The organism is Pseudoxanthomonas mexicana (assembly GCF_046736355.1).
Classification (GTDB): Bacteria; Pseudomonadota; Gammaproteobacteria; order Xanthomonadales; family Xanthomonadaceae; genus Pseudoxanthomonas_A; species Pseudoxanthomonas_A mexicana_B.
On sequence record NZ_CP157201.1, the window covers coordinates 273,142 to 287,709 of the forward strand.

The window sequence follows — 14,568 nt, forward strand, 5'->3', positions numbered from 1 at the left end:
AAGGCATGCCAGTCTTGTGAAGAAGGCCGTGGCCGCGCCGTGGCGGCCACGCGGCGCCTACTGGCGCGGATCGCGCCGCGCCACCGGCGGCTGGAATCCCGGCGTGGCCCGCCACGGGTTGATGTCCAGCCCGCCGCGGCGGGTGTAGCGCGCCTCCACCGACAGCGAACGCGGCGCGCAATGCGTCATCAGGTCGTGGAAGATGCGCTCGACGCACTGCTCGTGGAAATCGGCGTGGTCGCGGAAACTGACCAGGTAGCGCAGCAGCCCGGCGCGATCGATGCGCGGGCCGTGGTAGCGCACGATCACGCTCGCCCAGTCCGGCTGGCCGGTGACCGGGCAGTTGGACTTGAGCAGTTGCGAGGTCAGGGTCTCGTCGACCACGGCCTGCGGATCGGCGACCAGGTACTGCGGCCGCGGCGGGCCGTAGTGATCGATCTCGATGCCCTGGGTGTCGATCGATTCGCCTTCCTCCAACTCGATCACCGGCGGCAGCCCGAAGGCCACGGCGACGTCGGCGCCGGCGCGCGCCGACAGGTCCAGGGTCAGCCGGTCCAGCACCGCGGTGTCGCTGTTGAAGCGGGTGCCGTTGAGCGAATTGAGGTAGAGCTTGAACGACTTGGATTCGATCAGCTGCGGCGAGTCGCACGGCACGGTGAAGGTGGCGGTGGCCACCCGCGGCTTGCCCAGCGCGTCGAGCCAGCTCAGCTCGTAGCCGTGCCAGCGGTCGTGGCCGGTGAAGGGCAGCGCGCCGGCGTCCAGGCCGAGGGCCTGGCGGCCCTGCGCGCGCGGGATGGGAAACAGCAGGGTGGGGTCGAACCGGCTCGGGTAGGCGACGTCTTTGCCCAGGCTGGAATCTTGCGGGGTGTTCATGGGGCGCGAGTCTAAGCGCTGCCGCTTGAGCGGCAGGTATACGGAAGGCGCGCCCGCCGGCGGCACGGAACGCGGAGGGCGATAAGATCGCCGCGCATCGAACCTGCCGCCCGCCTTCCGCCGGATCCCGCCATGCGCACCTTCCTGCCCGCCGCCCTGGCCCTGGCGCTGCCTTTCCAGGCCGCCGCGGCGCAGGCGCCGCCGGCCACCGACTTCATCGACCTGTTCGCGACCACGTGCGTGGCGCACTTCCATGCGCAGGACCGGTTGCGCGAGGCGATGTCCGCGCGCGGGGCCAGCGTGATCAAGGAGCAGCCGGCCTCGTTCTTCCTCGGTGGCCAGCCGGGCACGGCGTGGACGCTGCGCACCGCCGCCGGCCGCCATGTGGTCGCGCTGCGCGAGGACGGCGTGTGCGCGGTGTCCGCGCAGCGCGCCGACCTCGAGCAGGTCCACGCCGGCTTCACCGCCCTGGCGGCGACCGCGCCGGCGCCGATGGTGGCTAGTCCCCGGGACGATGCCGGGCCCAGCGGGGGCGCCCTGAGGACGGTCGCCTATGCCTGGCACCGTCCGGGAGAGCGCGCCGCCCTGCTGTTCACGCTGACCACGTCGAGCGAGACGTCGGCGACGATCCAGGCGATGGCGTCGCTGGCGCTGGTCGACGAACCGGCAGGGAATCCCTGAGCAAGCATCGTCATCCCTGCCTGTGCGGGGATGACGATGCCCGTCCGGAAGTTCTCCGGGCAGGCCCCTATCCGGCCGGCTTGTCGAGGTAGTCCAGCGTCACCTGCAACAGCGCGCGCAGGCCCACGTCCAGCGATTGCTCGTCGAGCAGGAACTGCGGCGAATGGTTGCTCGGCGCGGTGGCCGGATCGATGCCGGCGGAGGTGGCGCCGACGAAGAAGAACATCGACGGCACCTGCTGCGCGTACAGCGAGAAATCCTCCGAACCCATCTGCAGCGGCGGCTCGTACACGTTGCCGGCGCTGGCCACCGCCTGCAGGCTGGGCAGCATGCGCGCGGTCAGCGCGGGATCGTTGACGGTGGCCGGGTTGCCGTCGGCGTCCGGCACCTTGGCTTCCACGCGCGCGCCGTGCGCGGCGGCGACGTGCGAGGCCACGTTGTTCAAATCGGCGAAGATCTTCTGCCGCATGTCCTCGTCGAAGGTGCGGATGGTGCCGACCACCTCGACGTCGTCGGGGATGATGTTGTAGCGGATGCCGCCCTTGATCGCGCCGAAGGTCACCACCGCCGGCTGCTTCGACAGATCGCTGCGGCGGCTGACGATGGTCTGCGCGGTGCCGATGAGGTCGGCGGTGGCGACGATCGGATCGATGCCGCCCCAGGGCCGCGAGCCGTGCGTCTGCCGGCCGACGACGCGGATGCTGAAACGATCCGAGGCGGCCATCAGCGGACCCTGGCGTACCGCGATCTGGCCGACCGGCACCGAGGAGAACACGTGCAGGCCGAACACCGCCTCCGGCTTGAAGTCGGCGAACAGGCCCTGCGCCAGCATCATCTGCGCGCCGCCGTCCTCGCCGATCGGCGCGCCTTCCTCGGCCGGCTGGAAGATCAGCATCACCTCGCCCGGCAGCCGATCCTGCATCGCCACCAGCGCCTCGGCCACGCCCATCAGGATGCCGGTATGGGCGTCGTGGCCGCAGGCGTGCATCACCCCGACGGTCTCGCCGCGGTAGGTGTCGGTGGCCCTGGACGCGAACGGCAGCCCGGTCTGCTCGGTCACCGGCAGCGCGTCCATGTCGGCGCGCAGGGCGATGCGCGGGCCGGGCCGGCCGCCCTTGATGACGGCGACCACGCCGTGGTGGGCGATGCCGGTGCGCGGCTGCAGGCCGAGCGCGCGCAGGTGCTCGGCCACCTTGGCCGCGGTGCGCCGCTCGCGGTTGGACAGCTCCGGGTGCTGGTGGAAGTCGCGCCGCCAGTCGATCACCTTCTGCTGCAGCTTCTGCGCGGCGGCCGCCACTTCCGGGCGTTGCGCGGGCGCTTGCCAGGCATGCGCCGGCCAGGCGATGGCCAGCGACAACAGCAACGGGGAAACGCAGCGATGGACGTGGCGCATCGGGAGACTCCGGCGGGACGATGCGCCGATGCTAGAGCAGTTTGGCCGGGCATGGGCGAATGCACGCCGCCCGGGCGGGGGAAACCGCCCGCCAGCGACGCGGCGGAGCGCATCGTGCGCGGGAGGTGCGGTCGCGGCGGCATGCGCCCGGCCCGATCGTTGGGTGACTTCCTGCCTTGGCCCGGCTCGCGGGCCGGCTGCTATAACGCAGGGATGCACGCGCCCCGCAATCCGGCTTGCGGCGGCGCTCTCAAGGAGGATGTTCCCATGCGCCACGACGTTGTTTCCCGCAGCCGCGAGTCCTCGACGCCGGACCGGCGTCGCGATCCTCGAACGGGCGCATGACGCCATGCTCGCGATCCAGACCCGCGCGCTGACCCGGCGCTTCGCCGGCGACCACGGCGTCGCCGACCTCGACCTGGCGGTGCCGCAGGGCGTGGTCTACGGCTTCCTCGGCCCGAACGGCGCGGGCAAGACGACGACGATCCGCCTGCTGCTGGATCTGCTGCGCCCGGATTCGGGCGAGATACGGCTGTTCGATCGGCCCCTGCACCGCGGCGATCGCGCCGCACTGGCGCAGGTCGGCGCGCTGGTCGAGATGCCGTCGCTGTACGCGCACCTGGACGGCCGGGCCAACCTGGAGATCAGCCGCCGCCTGCTGGCGCTGCCGAAGGCGCGCATCGACGCGGTGCTGGAGCGGGTCGGCCTGGCCGGCGTGGGCCGCAAGAAGGTGGCCGAGTATTCGCTGGGCATGCGCCAGCGCCTGGGCATCGCGCTGGCGCTGATGGCCGGGCCGCGGCTGCTGGTGCTGGACGAGCCCGGCAACGGGCTGGACCCGGCCGGCATCCAGGATCTGCGCAGGATCCTGCGCGGGCTGGCCGGCGAGGAAGGCATCACCGTCTTCGTCTCAAGCCACCAGTTGTCCGAGGTCGAGCTGGTCGCCACCCATGCCGGCGTGCTCGACGGCGGCCGCCTGCGCTTCCAGGGCACGCTGGAGGAAATGCGCCGGCGCGCGCGGCCGCGGCTGGCGCTGCGCTGCGATGCGCCGGAGCGCGCCACGGCGCTGCTAGGCGAGGCCTGCGAAAGCCTCGCGCTCGATACGGAGCGGACGCTGCACATCGTCTCGCACCTGCCGGCCGCCGAAATCAACCGCCGCCTGGTGACGCAGGGCGTGGCGGTGTCGCACCTGGCGCTCGAACCGGTGACGCTGGAGTCGCTGTTCTTCGAACTGACCGGCGGTTCCGGCAAGGCGTGCGCGGCATGAACACCGATCGGGCCGCGGGCATGCCTTCGCATGCGTCGTCGCTGCTGCGCGCGCTGCACGCCGAGTCGCTCAAGCTGCGCGGCACGCTGGTGCTGTGGATGTCCGTGGTCGCGCCGGGCCTGGTCGGGCTGGTGGTGGTGCTGCAACTGCTGGTCAACCCGCCGAACGCGGCGCTGCAACCGCTGGAGGCATGGACGCGGCTCTGCTACGGGATGCTCGGGCTATGGGCCTTCCTGATGCTGCCGCTGTTCGTCACCCTGGAGGCGGCGCTGCTGGCGGCGCTGGAGCATGGCGGGCAGAAGTGGCGGCACCTGCTGGCGCTGCCGCTGCGCCGCGAGGCGTACTACCTGGCCAAGCTGATCATGCTGGCGGCGCTGCTGGCGATCGCCCACCTGTGCTTCTTCCTGCTGCTGCCGATCGGCGGATGGCTGCTGGCGGCCTTCCAGCCGAAGCTCGGCATCGCCGGGCCACCGCCGTGGCCGCTGTTGGCCATGACTGCTGGCAAGATCTTCGCCGCCAGCCTGCTGATCGTGGCGCTGCACACCTGGATTGCGCTGCGCTGGCGCAGCTTCGCCGTCGCCTGCGGCATCGGCATGGGCATGACGGTGATGGGCTTCCTGATCGGGCAGTCGAAGACGTTCGGACCGTGGTACCCCTGGTCGCTGCCGGTGTCGATGCTGAGCCAGTCGCAGGATCACCTGCCCCAGGTGTTGATGCTCAGCATCGGCGGCGCGCTGCTGGTGACGGCGCTGGGACTGTGGGAGTTCCGGCGCGCCGAATATCCGTGATGGGCCGTCGCGTGCCGGCATCGTGTAGCGGCGGCTGTAGTGACTCATCCGTGCACCATGCGCATCCGGTCCAGCAAGGGATGGACGCCGTTCGCCAAATGAGTTGCATCGGTACGCAGGTTGAATCGACATTCCAGGTTCAATACTCGGAGCAGCCCTCCGAGTCGTTCGATGGATGCTTTGAGATTCGACCCAACTCCGGGGGGATTAGCCGCTTGGACACCCTGCGCTGGATTCCAGTCCTGATCGCGTCTGCATTGTTTTCCCCCGCTGTCCACGCAGACGAGCCGGGCGACAGCTTCTGGCGCAGCGAGGACGGGAGCGCGCACCTGATTGTGCTGCAGGGCGGGCAGGAGATTGCTTTCAGCCTTGTCGTCGACGGGCAGCGCCGGTGCGAGGCGCCGGGTATTGCAAGGCAGGCCGAGGATGGACGCCATTTCCTTTTCAGGAACCAGCCGGCCTACTGGCGCTGGAAGCAAGGCCATGAGAGCTATGGGGTCCCGGAGGAAAATGGCAGCTGCGTCATCAGGTTCGATTTCTCGGTGGATCGAGTGACCGTCGGGAGCACGGGAAATTGCCGCAGCTTCTGCGGCGTCGGCGGCAGCCTGGACGTGACCCTTGCGAAGGTATCGCCATAGCGTCGAGCGATTCGTTCAAGCCGACGCCGTGGTCCGGATTGAAGGCCAGAACCACCGCTTGACGCCCCTTCCCGCACGGCGTAACTTGCGTGGGTCGAGGTTTCCATCGCTTCATCCCAATGAAGCGATGGAATTGAAAGGGAAGCCGGTGCGGGCGTTACATCGCCCCATTCCGGCGCTGCCCCGCAGCGGTATTTGGAAACGACCCCCGTCACCCGCACTGGTCCCCCGCGACCGGGAAGCGACGGGCAGTAGGCGGCCTGTCGCCAGGCCACGTCCATGAGCCCGAAGACCTGCCTCGGCCGGAAGACCCGTCCGTCTTCCGCCTGACCTGGAACCTCCGAGGGGAGGTGGCCGGTACGACGCGTGCTGCCCGATGCCGGGTATGGGCGCGTCCGCCCGCGCCCCCGCTTGCGGTTCCGGTTCGCCCGAGGGGGCGAAGGTCGCTGTCGTGGGCAACGCGCCGCCGGGCGCGCGGCCTGGCGGTTCCTTCGTTCCTCATCCGACCCCGCATGAGGAAACGCAACATGACACTGGTAACCAATCTCGGCTTCCCGCGCATCGGCGCACGGCGCGAACTCAAGCGCGTCCTGGAGGCCTACTGGCGCGGCGAAGCGTCCGCCGCGCAATTGCAGGAAGAGGCGCGCCAGCTGCGCCTGCGCCACTGGCAGCTGCAACGCCAAGCCGGCGCGCAGGTGCTGCCCAGCAACGACTTCTCGCTGTACGACCACGTGCTCGACGCCGCCTTCCTGTTCGACGCGATCCCGGCCGACTACCGCCGCCTGGCCGACGCCGATCCGCTGGCCGGCTACTTCGCGCTGGCGCGCGGCGTGCAGAAGGACGGCGTGGACCTGCGCGCGCTGGAGATGACCAAGTGGTTCGACACCAACTACCACTACCTGGTGCCGGAACTGCATGCCGGGCAGGACTTCCGCCTGCGCGACGACAAGCCGGTGGCCGAGTTCCTGGAGGCGCGCGCGGCCGGTTTCGACGCGCGGCCGGTGCTGCTGGGGCCGGTCAGCTTCCTGCTGCTGTCCAAGACGGTCGACGGCAGCGACCGGCTGGCGCTGCTGGACAGGCTGCTGCCGGTCTACGCCGAACTGCTGGCGAAACTGAAGGACGCCGGCGCCGAATGGGTGCAGATCGACGAGCCCTGCCTGGTACTGGATCTGGACGAAGCCGCGCACGCCGCCTACCGCCGCGCCTATGCCGCATTGGCGCAGGCGGCGCGGCCGAAGCTGCTGCTGGCGACCTATTTCGGCGCGCTGGGCGAGAACCTCGATTTGGCGGCCGGGCTGCAGGTCGAGGGCCTGCACGTGGATCTGGTGCGCGGCAAGGAACAGCTGGACGCGGTATTGCAGGCGCTGCCGAAGCCGCGGGTGCTGTCGCTGGGCCTGATCGACGGCCGTAACGTCTGGCGCAGCCCGCTGGACAACGCGCTGATCCTGGCGCGCTACGCCGCCGGCAGCCTCGGCGCCGAGCGGGTGTGGCTGGCGCCGTCGTGCTCGCTGCTGCACGTGCCGGTGGATCTGGACAGCGAGAAATCGCTGCCGGCGGATCTGCACGGCTGGCTGGCGTTCGCGAAACAGAAGATCGGCGAGCTGAAGGTGCTGGCCGACGCGCTGGACGGCGAGGCCTCGGCCGAGGCCGCGCTGGCGCAGTCGCGCAGGCAACTGGAATCGCGCCGGCAATCGCCGCGCGTGCACAAGCCGGAAGTGGCCGCGCGGCTGTCCGCGCTGGACGAGGCATCGGCGCGCCGCCAGTCGCCCTATGACGCGCGGCGCGCGGTGCAGTCGCAGGCGTTGCGGCTGCCGGCCTATCCGACCACCACCATCGGCTCGTTCCCGCAGACCCAGCCGGTGCGCGAGGCGCGCGCCGGCAACAAGTCCGGCAAGCTCAGCGACGCCGACTACGAGGCCTTCCTCGAGGCCGAGACCGAGAAGTGCGTGCGCTTCCAGGAGGAAATCGGCATCGACGTGCTGGTGCACGGCGAGTTCGAGCGCAACGACATGGTCGAGTATTTCGGCGAGCAGCTTGACGGCTTCGCCTTCACCAGGCAGGGCTGGGTGCAGAGCTACGGTTCGCGCTGCGTCAAGCCGCCGATCATCTACGGCGACGTGACCCGCCCGGCGCCGATCACGGTGCGCTGGTCGCGGTACGCGCAGTCGCTGACGCAGCGGCCGATGAAGGGCATGCTGACCGGGCCGGTGACGGTGCTGCAATGGTCGTTCGTGCGCGACGACCAGGAGCGCTCGCGGACCTGCCGGCAGATCGCGCTGGCCCTGCGCGACGAGGTCACCGACCTGGAGGCGGCCGGCATCGGCGTCATCCAGATCGACGAGCCGGCCATCCGCGAGGGCCTGCCGCTGCGCCGCGCCGACTGGCCGGCTTATCTTGCGTGGGCGGTGGAGTGCTTCCGCATCGCCGCCTCCGGCGTGGCCGACCGCACCCAGATCCACACCCACATGTGCTACTCGGAGTTCAACGACATCATCGACGCGGTGGCGGCGATGGACGCCGACGTGATCTCCATCGAGACCTCGCGCTCGCGGATGGAGCTGCTGGACGCCTTCGTGCAGTTCCGCTATCCGAACGAGATCGGCCCCGGCGTCTACGACATCCATTCCCCGCGCGTGCCCGACACCGGCGAGATGGTGGAGTTGCTGGAAAAGGCCAGGGCGGTGCTGTCGCCCGAGCAGATCTGGGTCAACCCGGACTGCGGGCTGAAGACGCGCGGCTGGCCGGAGGTGCGCACCGCATTGACCGCGATGGTGGAGGCGGCCAAGGCCCTGCGCGCCGCGGCATGAACAAGCCCGGTGGGAGCGACGTCGGTCGCGACTGACGTCGCTCCCACCGGCGGGGTTGCGCGATTCGTAGGGATGGCAGGGCTTGGCTGACGGGCCGGGTCACCCTACGCGCCGGCCAGAGGCGCCAATGGCGATACCGTCGCCGGCTTGCCGTCCTCGTCCAGCGCGATCATCACGAAGTGGCCGGTGGTGCACAGTTCGCGCCGGGCGCTGTGCAGATCCTCGGTGAACAGCTCCACCTCCACCTTCATCGAGCTGCGGCCGACCCCCGCCACCTTCGCGACCAATTCGACCAGTTGCCCCTGCCGCACCGGCACGCGGAAGTCCACCTGCTCCGAGCGCGCGGTCACCACCGTTCGCCGCGCGTAGCGCGAGGCGGCGATGAAGGCGGCCTTGTCCATCCACGCCAGCGCCTGGCCGCCGAACAGCGTGCCGAGGTGGTTGGCGTGGTCGGGGAAGACGATTTCCAGCAGGCGGGCTTCGGTGGGGGCGGGCATGGGCATGAACTTGTGGGAGCGACGTCAGTCGCGACTTCTCGATGGGCTGGACGAATCCTGGAGTCGCGACTGACGTCGCTCCCACAGGGGAATCGGGGAGGCGTGATCAGAACGCGTGATCGAAACCGACCTCGCCCTGCACGCCGACCTGGTAGGCCGACACGCGCCGCTCGAAGAAGTTGGTCAGTTCCTGCACGTCCTGCAATTCCATGAACGGCAGCGGGTTGCGCACGTCGTAGCGCTTGGCCATGCCGAGCTTGGCGAAGTGCTGGTCGGCGCAGTGCTGCAGGTACTGGCGCATGTCGCGGGTGGAAATGCCGGCCACGCCGCCGGACAGCACGTCCTCGGCGAACTGCACCTCGCACTCGATCGCCTCGGCCAGCATCTCGTAGACCTGCTCCTGCATCCGCTCGTCGAACAGGTCCGGCTCCTCCTCGCGCACGGTGCGCACGCACTCGAAGGCGAACTCCATGTGGCAGCTCTCGTCGCGGAACACCCAGTTGGTGCCCGAGGCCAGCCCCGGCAGCAGCCCGCGCGAGCGGAAGTAGTACACGTAGGCGAAGGCGGCGAAGAAGAACAGCCCCTCGATGCAGGCGGCGAAGCAGATCTGGTTGAGCAGGAACTGGCGGCGCTGGTCGCGGGTCTCGATGCGCCTCAGATCCTGGATGCTGTCGATCCACTTGAAGCAGAAGTCGGCCTTCTTCTTGATGGCCGGGATGTTCTCCACCGCGGCGAAGGCCTTGAAGCGCTCGGCCGGGTCGGGCAGGTAGTTGTCCAGCAGGGTCAGGTAGAACTGCACGTGCAGCGCCTCCTCGTACAGCTGGCGCGACAGGTACATGCGCGCCTCGGGCGCGTTGAGGTGCTGGTACAGGTTCAGCACCAGGTTGTTGGACACGATCGAGTCGCCGGTGGCGAAGAAGGCGACCAGCCGGTGGATCAGGTGGCGATCGGCCGGGGTCATCTTCGCGTGCAGGTCGGTGATGTCGATCTGGAAGTTGATCTCCTCCACCGTCCAGGTGTTCCTGATGGCGTCGCGGTACATGTCGTAGAACTGCGGGTAGCGCATCGGGCGCAGGGTCAGTTCGAAGCCGGGATCCAGGAGGCGAGGAGTGAGCGGAGAGGAGTGAGGAGTGAGTGGGGCAATGGCTGACATGGGAATGGGATTCCTCTGATGGAGCGAATGGCGATACCCGGTCACGATGGACAGTGGAGGAACGCGCGATGCATTACATGGAAACGAAGCTATGGAACAAGGCGATGGAATTGGCGGAACTGGCGTGCAGGAGCGTGGTTCGATTGCCGGGCGAGGAGCGATACGGAATCCGCCTGCAGATCACGCGCGCGGCCGTTTCCGTTGCCAGCAATATCGCGGAGGGCTGGACGCGTGAATCGAAGAGCGAGCGGCGGCAGTTCCTGGCGGTCGCGCATGGGTCGCTGTCAGAGCTGCACACACAACTTCTACTTTGCGGCCGCCTGGGCTGGCTACCCTCCGATTCGTTGGCCATACCGCTAGGCTTGATCGACGAAATCAGCAGAATGCTTACCACCCTGCGCCAACGTTCCCGCCCCGCATGAACCCGCCTTCCGCTCACTCCTCACTCCTCTCCGCTCACTCCTGCCTCACTGGCAGGCCTCGCAGGCTTCCGGGTTCTCCAGCGAGCAGGCGATGGCTTCGGTCGGCGTGTACTCGCGCTTGGGTTCGGTGGCCGCGACGGTGCTGACCGTAGTCTTGGCGATGCGGGTGGCCGGGCGCGAGCGCAGGTAGTAGGTGGTCTTGATGCCCTGCTTCCACGCGTACATGTACATCGACGACATCGCGCCGATGTTGGGGCTTTCCATGAAAAGGTTCAGCGAGGCGGACTGGTCGATGAAGGCGCCGCGGCCGGCGGCCATGTCGATCAGCGCGCGCATCGGCAGTTCCCACGCGGTGCGGTAGACCTGCTGCAGCGTTTCCGGGACCTGCGCCATGCCCTGGATCGAACCCTCGGACAGCTTGATCGCGTCGCGCATCTCCGGCGTCCACAGGCCCAGCTTCTTCAGCTCGTCGACCAGGTAGCGGTTGACCTGCAGGAAGTCGCCCGACAGCGTCTCGCGCTTGAACAGGTTGGACACCTGCGGCTCCACGCACTCGTAGCAGCCGGCGATGGAGGCGATGGTCGCGGTCGGCGCGATGGCGATCAGCAGCGAGTTGCGCAGGCCGTGCTCCTTGATGCGCTCGCGCAGCGCGTTCCAGCGCTCGGCCCCGCTTCCATCAGGAGCGCCCGGCGCCACGCCCCAGGCGTCGAACTGCAGCTCGCCATTGGCGGCGCGCGTATCGGCGAAGGACGGATGGCGGCCGCGCTCCTGCGCCAGTTCCACCGACGTCTCCAGCGCGTGGTAGTAGATGGACTCGGCGATCCTGGCCGACAGCTTGCGCGCCTCCTCGCTGTCGAACGGCAGGCGCAGGCGGAAGAACACGTCCTGCAGGCCCATGCAGCCCAGGCCGACCGGGCGCCAGCGCAGGTTGCCGCGCCGCGCCGACTCGATCGGGTAGAAGTTCAGGTCGATCACGCGGTCGAGCTGGCGCACGGCCAGGCGCACGGTCTCGGCCAGCTTGTCGAAATCGAAGAAGCCGCGGCCGTCATCAGGATCGCTGTCGAAGTGGTTGCCGAGGTTGATCGAACCCAGGTTGCACACCGCGGTCTCCTCGGCCGAGGTGACCTCCAGGATCTCGGTGCACAGGTTGGACAGGTGGATCACGTTGCCCGTGCGCAGGGTCTGGTTGCTGGCACGGTTGCACTTGTCCTTGAAGGTCATCCAGCCGTTGCCGGTCTCGGCCAGCGTGCGCATCATCCGCGCGTACAGCTTGCGCGCCGGGATCGTCTTGACCGCCTTGCCCTGCGCCTCGGCCTGCGCGTAGGCGCGCTCGAAGGCTTCGCCGTACAGGTCGGTCAGCTCCGGCACCACGCGCGGATCGAACAGCGACCAGTTGCCGTCGGCCTCGACGCGCTTCATGAACAGGTCCGGCACCCAGTTGGCCAGGTTGAGGTTGTGGGTGCGGCGGGCCTCGTCGCCGGTGTTGTCGCGCAGTTCCAGGAAGTCCTCGATGTCGGCGTGCCAGGTCTCTAGGTAGACGCAGGCCGCGCCCTTGCGCTTGCCGCCCTGGTTGACCGCCGCCACCGACGAATCCAGCGTCTTCAGCCACGGCACGATGCCGTTGCTGTGGCCGTTGGTGGACTTGATCAGCGAGCCGCGCGAGCGCACGCGGGTGTACGACACGCCGATGCCGCCGCTGAACTTGGAGAGCTGGGCGATGTCGCCGTACTTCTGGTAGATCGATTCCAGCGTGTCCTGCGGCGAGTCCAGCAGGAAGCACGAGGACAGCTGCTCGTGGGTGGTGCCGCTGTTGAACAGCGTCGGCGAGCTGGGCAGGTAGTCCAGGTTGCCCATCCGGCGGTACAGCGCCAGCGCCTCGGGCACGTCCTCGCTCAGCGCGCAGGCGATGCGCAGGAAGAACTGCTGCGGCGTCTCGATGACCTTGCGCGTGTGCGGGTGGCGCAGCAGGTAGCGGTCGTACAGCGTGCGCAGGCCGAAGTAGTCGAAGCGCAGGTCCAGCGAGGCGTCCAGCGCGTCGTTGAGCTTGCGCGCGTTGGTCTGCACGAAGCCCAGCAGGCGATCGTTGATCAGGCCGACCTCGTGGCCGCGGGTGACCGACTGCGAGAACGCGTGGATCTCCTGGCCGGTGACTTCCTTGGCGATGTAGCCGGCCAGCAGGCGCGCGGCCAGGCGGCTGTATTCGGGCTCCTCGCCGGTCAGCAGCGCGGCGGTGCGGATGGACAGCTCGTCCAGTTCGCGCGTGCTGGCGCCGTCGTAGAGGCCGGAGATGGTGCGGGTGGCCACGCGCATCGGGTCGATGGCGTGCAGGCCCTCGCAGTTGCGCTGCACGGCGCGGACGATCTTGTTGAGGTCCACCGGCTCGCGGCTGCCGTTGCGCTTGGTCACGCTCATCGCGGTGGCCGTGGGCGGCGAGGTCAGCGAGAACGCGTCCTTCTGGGACGGGGCGGTGCCGGCGGCGTCGGCCACGGCGGTATCGGTCTGGGTCACGGGCTTGCTCCAGTGCGTGGTGCACGCGGCGGCCCGTCCCTCGCAGGCTGCGCAGGCCGTACGCGGATCGCAGGATGGAAAAGCGGCGTCGCAGGCGGCGAGATCGCGCAGACGAGGCTGCGGCCGTCCCTGCTTCGCCAGCCATCTCCCCCCGGAGATTCCGCGGCCGGCACCGCGCGGTGTGCAACGCGCGGCTGTCGGCAGGTCTTCGGACTTGCGGGCCTGGGGCGAGGAGTGAGGGGAGAGAAGTGAGGAGTGAGCAAGAGCTTTCTGCTCCCCGCTCACTCCTCACTTCTCCTCGCTCACTCCTGCCCTTTCCTAGCCGCCGCTTCCCAGGACCGTGCGGTCCCAGTGCTTTCGTGGCGGGTTCGTTCCCGGTTACCGCTGCGGGGCAGTGCCGGAATGGGCCCTTCGGGCCTTCACCGGCTTCCCTTTCAATCCGGTGGCTAGCCACCACCGGAACCGACCGGCACAAGATAGGGGGGTGTAGGGGAGGCGTCAATCCTAGATGTTGTAGTTGGACCGTGAAACCTCGTAGCGCCACGGCTGCGCATGGCGAGAAGCGTCACGCGGAATCGCGCAGGCCATGAAGCGGCAGGTTCTCCTTGCCTTCTCCCTGTGGGAGCGACGTCAGTCGCGACAGGGGCGTTGCCGATACGATAACCGTCGCGACTGACGTCGCTCCCACGGGCGGAGGGAGCCCGCGTGCTCGCGGTCAGGCCATCCGCCGCAGCAGTTCCGGCAACGCTTCGGCGGCGTTCGCTCGCCAGGCCAGATCCATCGACGGCGACAGCGCGGTCGGTTCCGGGTTGATCTCGGCCACGCGCGCGCCGTGGCGCTGCGCAAGGCCCGGCAGTCCGGCAGCCGGGTGGACCAGCCCTGAGGTGCCGACCACCAGCATCAGCTCGCAACGCAGCGTGGCCTGCTCGGCGCGGTTCCAGGCGTCGGCCGGCAGCGCCTCGCCGAACCACACCACGCCCGGTCGCACCTGGCCGCCGCAAGCGGTGCAGACCGGCGGCGGCAGTCGCAGTCGCGGCGTGTCTGGATCGCAGTCCTGCCATTCCCCTTCATATGGCTGTGCGCAATCGAAGCAGCGCAGCGCGAACAGGCTGCCGTGCACATGCGCCTCCACCGTGCTGCCGGCGCGCTCGTGCAGGTCATCGACGTTCTGGGTGACCAGCGCGAGATCGCCATGCAGGCGCGTCAGCGCCGCCAGCGCGTGATGGCCGGCGTTCGGTTCGGCGCGCCGCACCCGCGCCATCCGCCAGCGATACCAGCCCCACACCAGCGCGCTGTCCGCGCGCCACGCCTCGGCGGTGGCCAGCCGCTGCGGATCGAAGCGCGACCACAAGCTGTCGTGCGCGCCGCGGAAGGTCGGCACGCCGCTTTCGGCCGACATGCCGGCGCCGGTCAGCACGCAGATGCGCCGCGCCTGCCGGATCCAGTCCGACAGCGTGGCGGCGACGTCGAGGGCCGGCGATGTCATGGCGTCTCCCCGCGAGTTCTGCCTGGCCATCTTTCGCCACCGGCGCGGCGATGGCAAC

The 14,568-nt window shown here is 69.1% G+C and carries 12 protein-coding genes and 2 riboswitches; of the genes, 6 read left to right on the plus strand and 6 right to left on the minus strand.

Features of this window, described 5'->3' with window-relative positions:
• Nucleotides 1-57: 57 nt before the first annotated feature.
• On the minus strand, nt 58-873 hold the full coding sequence (queF, locus tag AAG688_RS01145) for an NADPH-dependent 7-cyano-7-deazaguanine reductase QueF (protein WP_411833539.1): 816 nt from the start codon (nt 871-873) through the stop codon (nt 58-60).
• A gap of 132 nt (nt 874-1,005) precedes the next feature.
• Between queF and AAG688_RS01150 the strand changes: the two genes are divergently transcribed.
• The gene (locus AAG688_RS01150) at nt 1,006-1,554 is read left to right on the plus strand and encodes an NMCC_0638 family (lipo)protein (protein WP_411833540.1); all 549 of its coding nucleotides are present in this window, start codon (nt 1,006-1,008) and stop codon (nt 1,552-1,554) included.
• Nucleotides 1,555-1,621: 67 nt separating this feature from the next.
• On the opposite strand, the gene AAG688_RS01155 is transcribed toward AAG688_RS01150, so the two are convergent.
• Nucleotides 1,622-2,947, minus strand: a complete 1,326-nt coding sequence (locus AAG688_RS01155; RefSeq protein ID WP_411833541.1) for a M20 family metallopeptidase — start codon at nt 2,945-2,947, stop codon at nt 1,622-1,624.
• A gap of 349 nt (nt 2,948-3,296) precedes the next feature.
• Here AAG688_RS01155 and AAG688_RS01160 point away from each other — a divergent pair, with 349 nt between their 5' ends.
• From AAG688_RS01160 to metE, 4 genes are all read left to right on the plus strand, one after another.
• The gene (locus AAG688_RS01160) at nt 3,297-4,211 is read left to right on the plus strand and encodes an ATP-binding cassette domain-containing protein (protein ID WP_411833542.1); all 915 of its coding nucleotides are present in this window, start codon (nt 3,297-3,299) and stop codon (nt 4,209-4,211) included.
• Nucleotides 4,208-4,999: an ABC transporter permease gene (locus tag AAG688_RS01165; protein ID WP_411833543.1), complete on the plus strand. Its 792-nt coding sequence runs from the start codon at nt 4,208-4,210 to the stop codon at nt 4,997-4,999. The genes AAG688_RS01160 and AAG688_RS01165 overlap by 4 nt, the downstream gene beginning before the upstream one ends.
• A 215-nt stretch (nt 5,000-5,214) precedes the next feature.
• Complete coding sequence (locus tag AAG688_RS01170) at nt 5,215-5,637, plus strand: hypothetical protein (RefSeq protein ID WP_411833544.1); 423 nt, start codon at nt 5,215-5,217, stop codon at nt 5,635-5,637.
• An 80-nt stretch (nt 5,638-5,717) separates the two neighbouring features.
• A riboswitch (cobalamin riboswitch) is annotated at nt 5,718-5,953 on the plus strand.
• 211 nt (nt 5,954-6,164) lie between these two features.
• Nucleotides 6,165-8,444, plus strand: coding sequence for a 5-methyltetrahydropteroyltriglutamate--homocysteine S-methyltransferase (gene metE, locus AAG688_RS01175; protein ID WP_411833545.1), 2,280 nt, complete (start codon nt 6,165-6,167; stop codon nt 8,442-8,444).
• A 104-nt stretch (nt 8,445-8,548) separates the two neighbouring features.
• Here the strand turns inward: metE and AAG688_RS01180 are convergent, their stop codons facing one another.
• A complete protein-coding gene (locus tag AAG688_RS01180) occupies nt 8,549-8,941 on the minus strand; it encodes an acyl-CoA thioesterase (RefSeq protein WP_411833546.1) in 393 nt (130 codons plus the stop codon).
• A gap of 106 nt (nt 8,942-9,047) precedes the next feature.
• Nucleotides 9,048-10,094, minus strand: a complete 1,047-nt coding sequence (locus tag AAG688_RS01185; RefSeq protein WP_411833547.1) for a ribonucleotide-diphosphate reductase subunit beta — start codon at nt 10,092-10,094, stop codon at nt 9,048-9,050.
• A 68-nt stretch (nt 10,095-10,162) separates the two neighbouring features.
• Between AAG688_RS01185 and AAG688_RS01190 the strand changes: the two genes are divergently transcribed.
• Nucleotides 10,163-10,516 carry a four helix bundle protein gene (locus tag AAG688_RS01190; protein WP_411833548.1) on the plus strand — a complete coding sequence of 118 codons (354 nt, stop codon included), beginning with the start codon at nt 10,163-10,165 and terminating at the stop codon, nt 10,514-10,516.
• Between the two features lie 45 nt (nt 10,517-10,561).
• Here AAG688_RS01190 and AAG688_RS01195 read toward each other — a convergent pair whose 3' ends face one another.
• The gene (locus tag AAG688_RS01195) at nt 10,562-12,928 is read right to left on the minus strand and encodes a ribonucleoside-diphosphate reductase subunit alpha (protein WP_411834905.1); all 2,367 of its coding nucleotides are present in this window, start codon (nt 12,926-12,928) and stop codon (nt 10,562-10,564) included.
• Nucleotides 12,929-13,205: 277 nt separating this feature from the next.
• A riboswitch (cobalamin riboswitch) is annotated at nt 13,206-13,506 on the minus strand.
• 233 nt (nt 13,507-13,739) lie between these two features.
• Nucleotides 13,740-14,510 carry an SIR2 family NAD-dependent protein deacylase gene (locus tag AAG688_RS01200; RefSeq protein WP_411833549.1) on the minus strand — a complete coding sequence of 257 codons (771 nt, stop codon included), beginning with the start codon at nt 14,508-14,510 and terminating at the stop codon, nt 13,740-13,742.
• Between the last annotated feature and the right edge of the window lie 58 nt (nt 14,511-14,568).

Excerpts from the sequence above, each read along its gene's own strand:
- queF (WP_411833539.1), bottom strand. The coding sequence starts at position 873 with ATGAACACCCCGCAAGATTCCAGCCTGGGCAAAGACGTCGCCTACCCG.
- AAG688_RS01150 (WP_411833540.1), top strand. The coding sequence starts at position 1,006 with ATGCGCACCTTCCTGCCCGCCGCCCTGGCCCTGGCGCTGCCTTTCCAG.
- AAG688_RS01155 (WP_411833541.1), bottom strand. The coding sequence starts at position 2,947 with ATGCGCCACGTCCATCGCTGCGTTTCCCCGTTGCTGTTGTCGCTGGCC.
- AAG688_RS01160 (WP_411833542.1), top strand. The coding sequence starts at position 3,297 with ATGCTCGCGATCCAGACCCGCGCGCTGACCCGGCGCTTCGCCGGCGAC.
- AAG688_RS01165 (WP_411833543.1), top strand. The coding sequence starts at position 4,208 with ATGAACACCGATCGGGCCGCGGGCATGCCTTCGCATGCGTCGTCGCTG.
- metE (WP_411833545.1), top strand. The coding sequence starts at position 6,165 with ATGACACTGGTAACCAATCTCGGCTTCCCGCGCATCGGCGCACGGCGC.
- AAG688_RS01180 (WP_411833546.1), bottom strand. The coding sequence starts at position 8,941 with ATGCCCGCCCCCACCGAAGCCCGCCTGCTGGAAATCGTCTTCCCCGAC.
- AAG688_RS01185 (WP_411833547.1), bottom strand. The coding sequence starts at position 10,094 with ATGTCAGCCATTGCCCCACTCACTCCTCACTCCTCTCCGCTCACTCCT.
- AAG688_RS01190 (WP_411833548.1), top strand. The coding sequence starts at position 10,163 with ATGCATTACATGGAAACGAAGCTATGGAACAAGGCGATGGAATTGGCG.
- AAG688_RS01195 (WP_411834905.1), bottom strand. The coding sequence starts at position 12,928 with ATGAGCGTGACCAAGCGCAACGGCAGCCGCGAGCCGGTGGACCTCAAC.
- AAG688_RS01200 (WP_411833549.1), bottom strand. The coding sequence starts at position 14,510 with ATGACATCGCCGGCCCTCGACGTCGCCGCCACGCTGTCGGACTGGATC.